Annotated in this window: 14 protein-coding genes; 9 read left to right on the top strand and 5 right to left on the bottom strand. The window is 48.6% G+C overall.

All coding sequences use genetic code 11. The features are described 5' to 3' along the window. Nucleotides 1-89 precede the first annotated feature (89 nt). From KNQ03_RS06750 to KNQ03_RS06730, 5 genes are read left to right on the top strand one after another with little or no spacing between them, the layout of a single operon-like run. Nucleotides 90-776 carry a response regulator transcription factor gene (locus tag KNQ03_RS06750; RefSeq protein WP_047393119.1) on the top strand — a complete coding sequence of 229 codons (687 nt, stop codon included), beginning with the start codon at nucleotides 90-92 and terminating at the stop codon, nucleotides 774-776. Continuing rightward, entirely contained in the window at nucleotides 773-1,765 is a 993-nt protein-coding gene (locus tag KNQ03_RS06745; RefSeq protein ID WP_214723968.1) for a sensor histidine kinase, read from the top strand. The genes KNQ03_RS06750 and KNQ03_RS06745 overlap by 4 nt, the downstream gene beginning before the upstream one ends. Beyond that, nucleotides 1,758-2,522, top strand: coding sequence for an ABC transporter ATP-binding protein (locus KNQ03_RS06740; protein WP_064299373.1), 765 nt, complete (start codon nucleotides 1,758-1,760; stop codon nucleotides 2,520-2,522). The genes KNQ03_RS06745 and KNQ03_RS06740 overlap by 8 nt, the downstream gene beginning before the upstream one ends. Next, nucleotides 2,488-4,419: an ABC transporter permease gene (locus KNQ03_RS06735; RefSeq protein ID WP_214723966.1), complete on the top strand. Its 1,932-nt coding sequence runs from the start codon at nucleotides 2,488-2,490 to the stop codon at nucleotides 4,417-4,419. Before KNQ03_RS06740 ends, KNQ03_RS06735 begins: the two co-directional genes overlap by 35 nt. 30 nt (nucleotides 4,420-4,449) lie before the next feature. Then, the gene (locus KNQ03_RS06730; RefSeq protein ID WP_029342558.1) at nucleotides 4,450-5,079 is read left to right on the top strand and encodes a helix-turn-helix domain-containing protein; all 630 of its coding nucleotides are present in this window, start codon (nucleotides 4,450-4,452) and stop codon (nucleotides 5,077-5,079) included. A gap of 48 nt (nucleotides 5,080-5,127) precedes the next feature. On the opposite strand, the gene KNQ03_RS06725 is transcribed toward KNQ03_RS06730, so the two are convergent. The 3 genes from KNQ03_RS06725 to KNQ03_RS06715 all read right to left on the bottom strand — a co-directional run bounded on the left by KNQ03_RS06725 (nucleotide 5,128) and on the right by KNQ03_RS06715 (nucleotide 7,705). Then, nucleotides 5,128-5,556 (bottom strand): hypothetical protein, encoded by a 429-nt coding sequence (locus tag KNQ03_RS06725; protein ID WP_029342557.1) that lies wholly within the window; start codon nucleotides 5,554-5,556, stop codon nucleotides 5,128-5,130. A 66-nt stretch (nucleotides 5,557-5,622) separates the two neighbouring features. Next, nucleotides 5,623-6,822 (bottom strand): ABC transporter permease, encoded by a 1,200-nt coding sequence (locus KNQ03_RS06720; RefSeq protein WP_214723964.1) that lies wholly within the window; start codon nucleotides 6,820-6,822, stop codon nucleotides 5,623-5,625. Next, nucleotides 6,812-7,705: an ABC transporter ATP-binding protein gene (locus KNQ03_RS06715; protein ID WP_214723962.1), complete on the bottom strand. Its 894-nt coding sequence runs from the start codon at nucleotides 7,703-7,705 to the stop codon at nucleotides 6,812-6,814. The genes KNQ03_RS06720 and KNQ03_RS06715 overlap by 11 nt, the downstream gene beginning before the upstream one ends. 177 nt (nucleotides 7,706-7,882) lie before the next feature. Between KNQ03_RS06715 and KNQ03_RS06710 the strand changes: the two genes are divergently transcribed. Together KNQ03_RS06710 and KNQ03_RS06705 are read left to right on the top strand one after the other, a co-directional pair. After that, a complete protein-coding gene (locus tag KNQ03_RS06710; protein ID WP_133207727.1) occupies nucleotides 7,883-8,821 on the top strand; it encodes a VOC family protein in 939 nt (312 codons plus the stop codon). Next, nucleotides 8,818-9,414 carry an alpha/beta hydrolase gene (locus KNQ03_RS06705; protein ID WP_214723960.1) on the top strand — a complete coding sequence of 199 codons (597 nt, stop codon included), beginning with the start codon at nucleotides 8,818-8,820 and terminating at the stop codon, nucleotides 9,412-9,414. The genes KNQ03_RS06710 and KNQ03_RS06705 overlap by 4 nt, the downstream gene beginning before the upstream one ends. Before the next feature lie 60 nt (nucleotides 9,415-9,474). Here KNQ03_RS06705 and KNQ03_RS06700 read toward each other — a convergent pair whose 3' ends face one another. Beyond that, complete coding sequence (locus tag KNQ03_RS06700; RefSeq protein WP_214723958.1) at nucleotides 9,475-9,942, bottom strand: hypothetical protein; 468 nt, start codon at nucleotides 9,940-9,942, stop codon at nucleotides 9,475-9,477. A gap of 333 nt (nucleotides 9,943-10,275) precedes the next feature. Beyond that, nucleotides 10,276-11,016 (bottom strand): SGNH/GDSL hydrolase family protein, encoded by a 741-nt coding sequence (locus tag KNQ03_RS06695; RefSeq protein ID WP_050678748.1) that lies wholly within the window; start codon nucleotides 11,014-11,016, stop codon nucleotides 10,276-10,278. Nucleotides 11,017-11,058: 42 nt separating this feature from the next. On the opposite strand from KNQ03_RS06695, the gene KNQ03_RS06690 reads away from it, so the two are divergent. Together KNQ03_RS06690 and KNQ03_RS06685 are read left to right on the top strand one after the other, a co-directional pair. Continuing rightward, nucleotides 11,059-12,120: an acyltransferase family protein gene (locus KNQ03_RS06690; RefSeq protein ID WP_064299377.1), complete on the top strand. Its 1,062-nt coding sequence runs from the start codon at nucleotides 11,059-11,061 to the stop codon at nucleotides 12,118-12,120. Nucleotides 12,121-12,177: 57 nt separating this feature from the next. Continuing rightward, nucleotides 12,178-12,510, top strand: coding sequence for an Asp23/Gls24 family envelope stress response protein (locus KNQ03_RS06685; RefSeq protein WP_029342549.1), 333 nt, complete (start codon nucleotides 12,178-12,180; stop codon nucleotides 12,508-12,510). Nucleotides 12,511-12,524: the final 14 nt, after the last annotated feature.

Below are 12,524 nucleotides of genomic sequence, written 5' to 3'. Positions count from 1 at the left end.
ATAGGGGTACACCGAACTGGAAACGGAATAATCGTTTCCAGTCCTTTTTGAGTTCGTTATGATAAAGGGAGAAGGAGTTGATAGGAACGATGCATACGATTTTATTAGTCGAAGATGACATGAAGATTGCTACATTATTGAAAGAACTACTCGAGCGCTATGATTTTAGAGTCGTCGTTGAAGATGGGCGAGGGGATGTCGTCGCGGTCTATGAAGAGACGAATCCGGACGTCATTCTATTAGATGTCAATTTACCGAAGTTTGACGGTTTCTATTGGTGTCGACAATTGCGGATGAAGACACGGGCGCCGATCCTCTTCATCTCGGCACGGGTCGGGGAGATGGATCAAGTCATGGCGCTCGAATACGGAGCGGATGATTACATCGTCAAACCGTTCCAAGGAGCGGTCGTCATCGCGAAGATTAAAAGTCAGATTCGCCGAGCCTATGGCACGCTGTCGAACGAAACGGATGAGCGGACGGTGACAAAAGAAGGTGTCACGCTGTACTTGGACCGTTATATCGTCGAGTACGGGGAACAGTCGATCGAGCTGTCAAAAAAAGAGGGACTGATCCTTGAGATGTTGCTGACGGCAAGTCCACGAATCGTCAGTCGGGGCGATTTACTCGAACGGATTTGGGATGACGAAGCATTCGTCGATGAGAATACATTGAACGTCAATATCACGCGTGTCCGCAAACGGCTTGCCGAGATCGGTGTCGCTGGACTTGAGACGGTGCGAGGCGTCGGTTATAAACTGGTCCTTGAACCATGAAGCTCTTTTTACGGCACGCGATACCAGGCATCATCTTCTTTACTGGACAAATGCTCATTTTATATGCCGTTTTATGGCTCTATGATCTTTATCGCCCAGCAGCCTTCTTTTATATCGTGCTCTTGAACAGTATCGGTCTCTTGATTTATCTCAGTTATCGTTTCTTCAGCATGCTTCCATTGCTACGACGGATGCAACAGCCGGTCCAGTCGGTCGCAGAACCGATTCGCAGTGATAGTGAAGAACCGATTTCCGTTGCCGTCGAACAATTTTTAGAACGACAACAGACCTTATTTCGAAACAGTCTGTTTGCTGAGCGACGAAAGGAAAAGGAACGTCATCGGTATGTCGATCAATGGATTCACCAGATGAAGACACCATTGTCCGTCATCGAGCTGATCCTCGAACATCCAGGAGAACAGTATCAGGCTGATTTACGGCAAGAGGTCGATCGATTGCGCAGTGGACTCGACCAGATGCTCTATTCGTCACGTTTAGAAGCAATCGAGACAGATTTGAAGGCAGAACGATTGGCACTGAAGCCGCTCGTCACGAGCATCATCAATCAAGAAAAACGATTATTCGTCAAAAATCAGGTCTTTCCGAAACTCGATATCGCTGAAGACGTGTACGTCTACACGGATGCAAAGTGGTTTCGTTTCCTCGTCCTACAGCTCGTGACGAACGCCATCAAATACACGACGGGACATGGTCGTGAAGTCGCTCTGACGGCAGAAGTGACAAAGGGGCAAGTCGTCCTTTCTGTTCAAGACGACGGCGTCGGGATTCCAAAACGAGACGTCCCACGTGTTTTTAATGCGTTCTTCACTGGCGAAAACGGACGACGTTACGGGGAATCGACCGGAATGGGATTGTATTTCGTCCAGCAAGTTTGCTTGAAGCTTGGGCATGAGATTGAACTCGAGAGTGAGGAAGGGGTCGGCACGACATGCCGGATTCGATTAGTAGGAGGTCGCGCACATGATTGAGGTCAAACAATTAGGGAAGGTCTATCCCGGAAAGGTGACGGAACAACCGTTGACGGATGTGAATTTCCGAGTCGAAGAAGGTGAGATGGTCGCGGTCATGGGACCGTCCGGTAGTGGGAAATCGACGCTGATCAACTTGCTTGCGACTCTCGACGAACCAAGTTGGGGATCAATTCTGATTGACGGCGTCGACACAGCGACGTTCAAACGAAAAGAGATGACACGTTTCCGGCGTGAGACGCTCGGCATCATCTTTCAGGAATTCAATTTACTCGATTCGTTGACGCTCGGTGAGAACATGCTCGTGCCGTTGATGCTGTCAGGGAAAAAAGCAAAGCTCGCGCGGGAAGAGATGGAGGAGTTGGCACGCCGTCTACAGATTGATGATCTGCTCGACAAACAGGTCGATGAGGTCAGTGGTGGACAACGACAACGAACAGCGATCGGTCGCGCCCTGATCCATACACCACGTCTGATGCTTGCGGACGAACCGACGGGGGCACTCGACTTCCAAGCGACGAAACACGTCATGGATGTCCTAGCCGAGTTGAATGCGACGGGCATGACGATGGTCATCGTGACACACGATCCGCAAGTCGCGTCGTATTGTAATCATGTCTTATTCCTAAAAGACGGTAGTATTCAAACGGAGTTGTTCCGCGATGAACCACGCCGTGTCTTTTTCCAACGGGTCATCGAATCGCTATCGTTGTTAGGAGGGGATGAGCATCAATTATCTGCAATACGCCCTACGTAACATCCGGCGCTATCAGCGCTTGTATTACGGCTATGCCTTGACGATCATCATCGCAATGACGATCGTGACGAGTTATTGGAACTTGTTGACGAATGGATCATTCCAAAACGTCGCCAAAATCCTCAGTCAATTGAACCAAGTCATCGAGATGACGATCTTCTTCGTCTTCATCGCGGAGCTGATTATTCTTTTTTTTAGTGTCTTGTTCATTTATTCGACGACCTATACGATGCTTGAGCACCGTAAGAACGATTTACGGACGATGCGGACGCTTGGCAGTGGACTGTCACACTTCTTAAAGTATTTTTTAATTGAAGTCTTGATTGTTGGTGGTCTAGCGATCACTGCAGGAATGATTCTAGGTAATGTCTTGACGAAGATGCTGTTGCTGTCCGTTGTCAAAGTCATGTTCTTACCAGCAATCGAATTCGAATTATCCTTTTATGCGATTCTTGCTTTGATTGGTGGTGCCTTCCTTGTGTTGCTGACGGCAACGGTCCTTGCGATCTACCGCTTTCGTCCCGATCGACCGACACGTTCCCGTTCGCTATTTCGAAAACGAGCCTGGATTCTGACGCAAATCGGAGCGTTACTCCTGTTGATCTATGGTTATGCCTTAGCCTTTGTTCGGACGGAAGGATTTTATATATTTTTCCCACTTGTCATCTTCATCGGATCGTTTTTCATTTGTCGATATGTCTTACCGTGGTTGACCAAGTTATATCGACCACGTCGCTTGTCACTGCGGAAGCTGATCGTCTCGGAAATCGCCAATCAATTGCGAACGAATAGTACGCTCATTGCCCTCGGAACGATTCTAACATCGTGTGCGCTAACAGCAGTCGGACTCGTTTTCTTGTTTCAATTGATTGGACTCGACTTATCATCACAGAACCAATTCGGGCTCGTCTATTACGAGGAATCCGCTCAACCGACGAAACGATTGAAGGATATCAAGCAGACGATGACGGAGGCATTCCCGGATCGCTATCAGCAGGATATCCAAGTGAAGGCAGAAGGAACACGCGTCCTCTTACCGATCTCGTCGTACAACAAGATGATGCGGCAACTGGATCTTAAGGAGCGGACAGCGACGGGACGTCAAAGTTTCTTTGTACCAGCACGCCCGGTACAACTCGAAGAGAATACACCGACGATGAAAAAAGAGAAACAGGCGATGGAGAAAGAAGACTTTGAATTACTTCCCGCTGCTTCTCACGATTTAATATTTGGTTACAATTATCAAATAGAGACGATCTTCGTCGTCAGTGATGCCGTCTTTCAGACACTCAAGCAACCCGTCCGGCAAATCGTCGTCTTCGATACGCCAGCCTACCATGATTACGGAACGAAGGACTGGAAACAGTGGATGAAAATCGTCCGCAACATCCAGTCGGCAGCAAAGCTAGATGAGAAGCAACCGGTGCCCTATCAACTGATCAATGAGACGGAAGATGAGATTGACGGGATCCGAATCGTGCGACTCGTCACGTTCGTCGTCGTTCTCCTGACGATCTGGTTATTCGTCATCAATGCCAGTTTTTTGCATGTGTGGATGCAGATGACGGCGGAACAGGAACAAAAGCGGATGAAGACGTTGTTTGCGCTAGGGTTCGGTTCCGGAAACATCCGCTGCTACTTATTAATGAAGTATGGCGCTGTTTTGCTGATACCATATCTGATTTCTGTCTTTCATGCCTTTTTATTGTTCCAAGTCGTCGTCACACAAGCCGGACTACAGACGGGATCATTTCTTAACTTAGCTGTATTTTGGATCAGTATCGTCACGGTCGGGTACTTCTTAAGTGTCCTACCGATTTGGTTGCGTTACCCACGGCATCTGTTTCGGAATTCATCCGAAAGTTCGATGTATCCGACATCGGATTCAAGGGTATGATGATACCATAGGAATAAGGGAGGGAATCGTATGCTAGACCATTCACCATATCGGGGTTACGGTGACCGGATTCGTATTTTACGGGAGCGTGCCGGGATTACGATCGAACAGTTGGCTGAACGACTCGGCGTCGCGCCGTACTTCATCCGCCGGACGGAGCTCAGCGAAGTCTATCCAACCAAACCCTACATCGAAGCATTGGCGGACGTCTTGAACATCGACGCTAGTTATTTGGCACGGCATATCTGGACGGGGGAGTCGTTGAAATTCATCATGCAACAGAACACACCGCTCGAAGAGATGAAGCTTGCTTATGAACAGACGCTCGGACAAGACGGAACGTGGGTCGAGGAACAGCTCGAAGAGCGAATGCGCCTGTTTGATTTAATGTATGATGAGGACGTCAAACGGATCGAGCAGACGATGAGTGCGACCGAGCAACGGATCTTCCATGAGCTCGTCGAAGCCGTGATGGAAGCAGGGGAATTGCAACGCGATCAAGCGGAAGAGACGTATGAGTTGTTCGAGGATAAATTACCATCGATGATGCAACTCGATGAATATCTCGATCGCATGACGGACGGTGTTTCTTTATCCAGTTCGACCTATTATGCGGATTACAGCGACCGGAAAAGTCGTTCCCGCTACCATCGTAAATAAAAAAAGTCGCTGTCTTCTGATTGACGTTCAGAAGACAGCGACTTTTTATTAACGTTGTGGCATCGGGCGTGGACGACGCGTCTTTTGACGGATCCGACCGATGATGAAACCAATGATCGCATTTGCAATGACGAGTACCCAACCGACATAGCCGAAATTGAGAGTTAAGCTACCGAGCATCGCTTGCCATTTGAAAATCATCATCACATCACCACGCAAGACGAATCGCGCGATACAGACGAGTAAGACAGTCAGTCCGGCGATGAAGACACCGACCCAGCTTCCGTATAAACGAGAAGAGTGGCGGCGCACCGCAACGAAGGACCAGCAAAAGAGGCTAGAGACGAACGCCATGCCTCCATAGGCAAGGACGAGTTCCCATGTCGCACTCGCTTGCGGGAATTTCGTGAACATGACAAGTGACGAGACCATGGCAGCAGCTGTGAAAAGGATCGCTGCCCAAAAACGAGACCGCATAACGTAGTTCCTCCTAAAGGCTTTTTCTCACCTAACGATAGCGGAAACGATTCGTCTTGTAAACTGTTACCGGCGACCGCTTAAAATCCGGCGCAACTGTTTGAGTGGATTCGATCCATAGAACAGAACACCACCCCGGTAGAATTTTGTTCCGACGAACAAGGCAAGCGAGATGCTGATCAGCATCAAGATGAGCGAAATCGACACTTGCCATAGCGGTACATCGGTCAACATGACGCGCAGGAACATGACCATCGGTGTAAAGAACGGAACGAATGACAGGACGACGACAGCTTGGTTCGTCGGTGCATTCAGACTAAACATCGAAATCATGAAGGCAGCGACGATCAACAAGATGACCGGTAACGTCACTTGCTGCGCGTCCTCGACCCGACTGACGAGCGAACCGAGTGCCGCGAGGAGCGTCGCGTACAGGAAGTATCCGAGCAGGAAGAAGACGAACAGATAAATGATCGTCCGAGCACTCAAGGAATCGAGTGATAACTGATCGAATAAACTGCTGCTTTGAGCACTGTAGTAGCCGACACCGACGAGAATCGACAATTGTACGAGACTGACCGTCGCGATCGAGAGGATCTTCGCCAGCATATGTTGAATCGGACTCGCTGCTGAAATCAGCAATTCCATGACGCGTGATGACTTTTCGTTCGCGATTTCCGTGACAATCATCCCACCGTAAATCGCAATCGTGAAGTACATCAAGAACAGCAACACATAGACGAGCGCCGAGGCAGCAAAGAGTTCATCCTCACTTTTCCCACCCGTCGACGTCAACTCCTGTTTAACAGGAACCGGTTCAGCGAGCGAGGCAAGGACGTTCGGATCGATTTCAGCATCCGTGATGACGGCTTGGTCACGGACTTGTTTGACGACCGTTGCGACCTGTGTCTGTAACTCAGACTCAGGACTAGCACTGACGAGTGTCACGTCATATGAATCCTGAACGATTGCCACGGCATCGAATGTACCACGGTCGACTGCCTTTCGTGCTTGTGCGACCGTATAGTCCTTCGTCGTGATGTCTGAAGTGACACCAGCCTTCTTCAAGGCCGGACGAAGATCGGTCGACAATTCACTAACGAGAGCAACTTTCGGATCGTCACCCGAAAACCAGTCGAGAATCCGTTCGATATTACCGAAGCCGACGAGGAACAGGACCATCAGGACCGTCGAAATCAAAAAGCTTTTAGCACGTAATTTTTGTAGTAGATTGAAGCGATATAAAGTCAGGAATTTACGGTTCATAACGTTTGCCGACCTCCTCGATGAAGATATCCTGCAGGGATAACTGATCCCAGACGAAACGATCGACATGGTGTCCATGGCTGACGATATGTTGAAGAAGTTGATCAGCCGTTTCTTTTGAAGAGACTTGGACGATATGTCCATTATTGTCTGACTCGACTTGTAGAACACCTGGCAAGCTATCCCACAGGAGTGGCGGGGCATCTGTCGTCAAGAGGACACGTGTTTTTCCGTATCCCGCCTTGATGTCAGGGAGATAGCCAGCAACGACGGGTTTTCCGTGGTCGAGGATCGCGACGTGTTCGCAGAGTTCTTCGACATGATCCATCCGGTGACTTGAGAAGACAATCGTCGTTCCGTCGACGGTTAACTTTTTGACAGCACGTTTTAATTGTTCAGCGTTGACCGGGTCGAGTCCGCTGAATGGTTCATCTAAAATCAGCAGTTCAGGTTTATGTAGGACAGCAGATATCAACTGAATCTTTTGTTGATTTCCTTTTGAGAGTTGTTCGACACGCATTTTTTCATACTGCGGAATTTGGAAATATTCGAGCCATTCCGTCAACGCTCGTTTCGCCTCTTTCCGCTTCATATCGCGGAGTTCTGCGAGGAACAAAAGTTGTTCGTCGACGCGGACTTTTGGATACAGACCTCGTTCTTCCGGAAGGTATCCGATCTTTGAAGTCGGGATGCGCTCCCCGTTCCAGGTGATCGATCCTTCAGTTGGTTGCAGTAGACCGAGCAGCATCCGGAACGTCGTCGTCTTCCCGGCACCGTTCGCACCAAGCAAACCAAAGATTTGCCCGCGCGGCACCTCAATCGTCAGAGCATCTACGGCCGTAAAATCGCCGAAACGCTTCGTGATGTGTTTGATTTCTAACATATGAACCTCCTTTAAAGACGTCTGTTGCACGACAAGTGTACCATTGTTACCTAGTGTCCTACGGTTTAAATTGGATAAAGGTTCCAGAAAAAACGAGGAAAGGCTTATTGATTTACTTTTTGTACATTAGTTACTATTATTGTGTTAATAGATACGACTGAAGGAGGAACGCATCATATGAAAACGCAAGGCATTCATCATATCTCAGCAATGGTCGGCGATCCACAAGAAAATCTCGATTTTTACGGAACCATTCTCGGACTACGATTCGTCAAAAAAACGGTCAACTTCGATGATCCAGGAACATACCACTTCTATTTTGGAAACGAATCCGGAGCACCGGGAACGATCATCACGTTCTTTCCGTTTAAAGGCATGGCAAAAGGGAAAGTCGGTGCCGGACAAGTCGGAACGACAGCGTACGCGATTCCGGTCGGTGCAGCAGATTTTTGGAAAGCGCGGCTGACAGAAAAAAACGTCTCGTTTGTAGAGACGGTTCGATTCGGAGAGCAACAGATCGCCTTCGAAGATCCACATGGTCTTCAAATTGAACTCGTCGAACGCGAGGCAGGACGAGACAGTCGCTATGAAATCGACGGCATCACACATGAGGTCGCCATCAAAGGATTCGCGGGAGCGACGTTACTGTCACGGAATCCATCAGACACAGCAAAATTACTGACAGACACATTCGGCCTGACACTCAGCAAACGGACGGAAACCGTTGACCGGTACATCGCAGAAGGCGAGTTCGGGAATGTCGTTGACGTCGTTCATGGTCAAATGCCAGTCGGTCGTCCGGGAACGGGAACGGTTCACCATATCGCGTGGCGGGCAACGGATCAAAAGGAACAACTCGACTGGATGAACGCCATCAACGCGTTCGGTTTGCTGACGACTGAAGTGAAGGACCGCAATTACTTCACATCGATCTACTTCCATGACCGCGGTCGGATCCTCCATGAAATTGCGACCGACAATCCAGGATTCGCAATCGATGAAGCGTTCGAGATGCTCGGAGAAGACTTGAAGTTACCGGAACAATTCGAAGCACATCGCAGTGCAATCACAAATCATGTAACACCTATTACTGTACCGAAGGGGAGACTCGTATGATTCATTTATACCAAGCACCAAAAACAGCAGACGCACCCATCTTTTTATTTTTACATGGCACAGGCGGAACGGAACAAGATCTCGTCGGACTCGTCTCGTTGCTCGATTCGGAAGCAGGCTACTTGTCCGTCCGCGGGGAAGTCTCGGAAAACGGGATGCCACGATTCTTCAAACGACTCGCAGAAGGCGTCTTCGATGAAGAAGACCTCGCTTTACGGACAGCACGTTTAATTCGGTTTTTACGTGACCAGGCAGCGGAGCGTGGTTTTGATCTCGATCGTCTGATTCCAGTCGGATATTCGAACGGTGCGAACATCGCGGCGAATATGTTGTTCGAAGAAGCCTTGTTCAAACAAGCGATTCTGTTGCATCCGATGGTACCACGTCGTGGTGTGACGTTACCTGACTTATCAGACGTGCGCGTCTTCATCGGCGCCGGAAGCAATGATCCGATTTGTCCGGCTCAGGAAACAGAAGAGTTATCAGCACTCTTGAAGCAAGCCGGTGCATCAGTCGACGTCACGTGGTCGAATTATGGTCACCAACTTGTCATGCCAACGATTGAAGCAGCAACGGATTGGCTGAAACAGTAAAAAAAGGGCTGTCCCATCTACTTCTTTCATAGAAGATGATGGGGCAGTCCTCTTTTCGTTTCAAGCAGGATGATCACTTTTTGGTCGAGAATAGACGATGAGCACACCACGCTCGACGAGCTGGAGGGCGAGCGTCTGTTTCACTTCTTCCGATGCTTTCGTCTTGGCAAGTTGTCGGTAGAGCAGGCGAAGTTCACGGCGCATCGTCTTACGGATCAGCCACATGCTATCAATCGTGGTACACCAACCGGTCACGGTTTCGTGTCCGATGTAATACTGGGTCTGACGTTCAAGATAACGAATCCACCACTCGTCACGCGCCATTTTTAGTACGACACCTGTGAGACCAAGTACAATGATGGCGAGGGGAATGCTTTCATATAAAGGAAGACGACCAAGAACGGTACCAACATTCGTGACGAGGGCAAGCATCACCCATCCTATGCATCCGATGACAAGCCAATATCCAAAGTTGAGAGTACTTCGATGTCGTAACGTCACTTTCGGCGTAAGCAATGAAGTGGCCATCAGAAACACCTCCTTGTTAAATAATCGAATTTTCTGACAATTTGTAGTTGTCCTTCTACTATAGTTACTTTTTCCCGAATCGTCTAGTCATTAGACATGGAAAATGTGTTTCTTTCTTGACGAAATTCGTGTACGCTAAATGTAGAAGTGAGCGGTTACATAAAGGGGGATATAAAGAAATGATGGATCAAGTGATTTGGATTGCTGTCGGTATCGTTGCCGTTGCAGTTTTCTCAGCATCGAGCGTCGCAGCGTACATGGGTGTCAAAAACCAAGAAGACTAATAATCGAAAGCGGCTCATCCCGGAAATCGGGATGAGCCGCTTTCGATTATTAGTTATTTGCTGTCAAATCGGTTTTGAGCGCATAGGGTTTCAGCGCATCACTCCAGCGCAGGTAACCGCCACCGACGAGATGGAGTCCATCGTACGTCATCCGATTTTGCAGGTAGCCCTGTTTATTCGTCAAGACGGGTCGCAGATCAACGAATGGAACATCCACCGATTGAGCAAGGTTTTGTAAATTCCGGTTCAACGCTTCGACGTCCCGATTGATTCGGACGGAGTCCGAATATTTCGGTGCGACAGGAACGGTTGACTGAATGACGACGTCGATGTTATTTTTTCGAAGTGTCGTCACAATCGTCGTCATGTTCTCAGTGATTTGCGGAATCGGTGTATAGTGACGAATATCATTGATACCACCCATCAAGAAGACGCGTTTTGGTTTCATCTCGATGATCAAGTCGAGTCGGGTCAAAAAGCCTTCTGTCGTATCACCAGGAATCCCGAAATTCACGATCGTCGGGTCTTCCATCAAGATACGCCAATCGGCAAAATTCGTCATCGAGTCGCCTAACATGACAGCGTTCGCTGATTTTGGGTATTGATAAGTATGGAATAGACTATTCAGACGGACATAGTTCGGGTTCTTATCGTATTGGAAGGTCGTGACTGGAGTCGTACTCGTTGCAGGTAAGACGCTTTCGAATAGTTCGAGCGGTTTACGTCCCAGTAACAATGCAAGGAGAACGACGTTCAAGACGACAGATAGAATCAGGAGTGTCTTTTTCATAAACATTCGTTCCTTTCGAGGGAGTATAAGGGGTAGTGTAACATGAATCGGAATCCGTGGTTTGATAATATCAAAGGTTTTCTTGTCATTTTCGTCGTCATTGGTCACATGCTGACGGATTTACGGTTTGATTATGACGGAAAGTTGCTTGAGACGGTTTATCTGTTGATTTACTCGTTTCATATGCCATTATTCATTATTTTAAGCGGTTATTTCTTCCGCGAAAACAAGTATTTACGTGTCATCCAACTATTTGCGGTCTACTGTGTCTGGCAAATCTTAATTGGATCTTGGGCGACGCTTGGAGAAGGATTGCCGCTCTTTTCTGGTGAAAACATCGGTACGCATCTCCTACGTCCCTACTGGGCACTTTGGTATCTGTTCGTCATGGTCGTCTGGTATATCGTGACGCCGTATGTCGTTCACTTGCGTGGATATGTCTGGTTCGGTCTTGCCTTCGCCTTGCTGTATGGATTCGAACTCGAGAACACGGGATTCTTGGCACTTCGGAAGCTGATCATGTTCTATCCGTATTTCTTGCTCGGGAACTATCTATCGGAACACGAATTCATCCGCATCTTCGAGATGCCGAAGAACTTCAAGCGCCGGATGAACGTCCGCTTGATTGGTGGTGTGACGTTCGCAGCCGTCATGGGCTTCTTATTGTTCGAGGCGTGGCGTGACACACCGCAAGAGATCGTCGATTTCGCGAATGCCTTCAAGCATCGTTTCCCGTACGCTGAACAGTATGACAGTGACACGTGGATTGGTGTACTCAAGCATAGCGTCATCTATGTCTTGTCGATCGCGGCCTCGCTCGGTTTCATGATGTTGATCCCGATGCGTCGTCTTCCGCTCATCACACGAGCTGGGGAACTCAGCCTCTACGTCTATCTACTCCATGTCTTCTTCGTCATGGCGTGGCGTCAATATGTGACGGATGCATTCGTACCGCAACCGTGGCTCGCTTTACTGATCATGATTGGCGTCGCCTTGTTGATCGTTGGTATCATCATACACCCACTCGTCGTCCGTGTCCTCCGTCCTTTGATTGAGATTGACATTCGCCCGATCGTCGAGAAACGGGAAGACCTTTCAAAATAAGGCGGAATGCATTACACTTTAAGATAGATGGATTACTAGACGAAGGGCGTGGAAGGTATGTCATATAATTTAAATAATGCGGACGGTGTCGTGAACGTCTCGCAACAAGTCATCGAGGTCATCGCAGGGGTAGCTGTTCAAGAAACGGAAGGCATCGCCTTTACAGCAGATGATTCGAAACTGCAGGAAAAACAGATGGTCAAACTCGTAAAAGTCGAAGATGTCGGTGGCGACATCACGGTCAGTCTGTCCGTGCATATCAAATACGGCATGTCGATCATCAAGACAGCTGGAAAAGTCCAAGAACGGATTGCGCAAGACATGGAAAACATGCTTGCGTTCCAACCAAAAGCGATCAACGTCCGCGTCATCGGACTCTTAAAAGGATAAGTAAAACGTCTCGG

The organism is Exiguobacterium sp. s143 (genome assembly GCF_018618895.1).
In the GTDB taxonomy this organism is placed as follows: Bacteria; Bacillota; Bacilli; order Exiguobacteriales; family Exiguobacteriaceae; genus Exiguobacterium_A; species Exiguobacterium_A abrahamii.
This window is presented reverse-complemented; position numbering and strand designations above follow the sequence as displayed.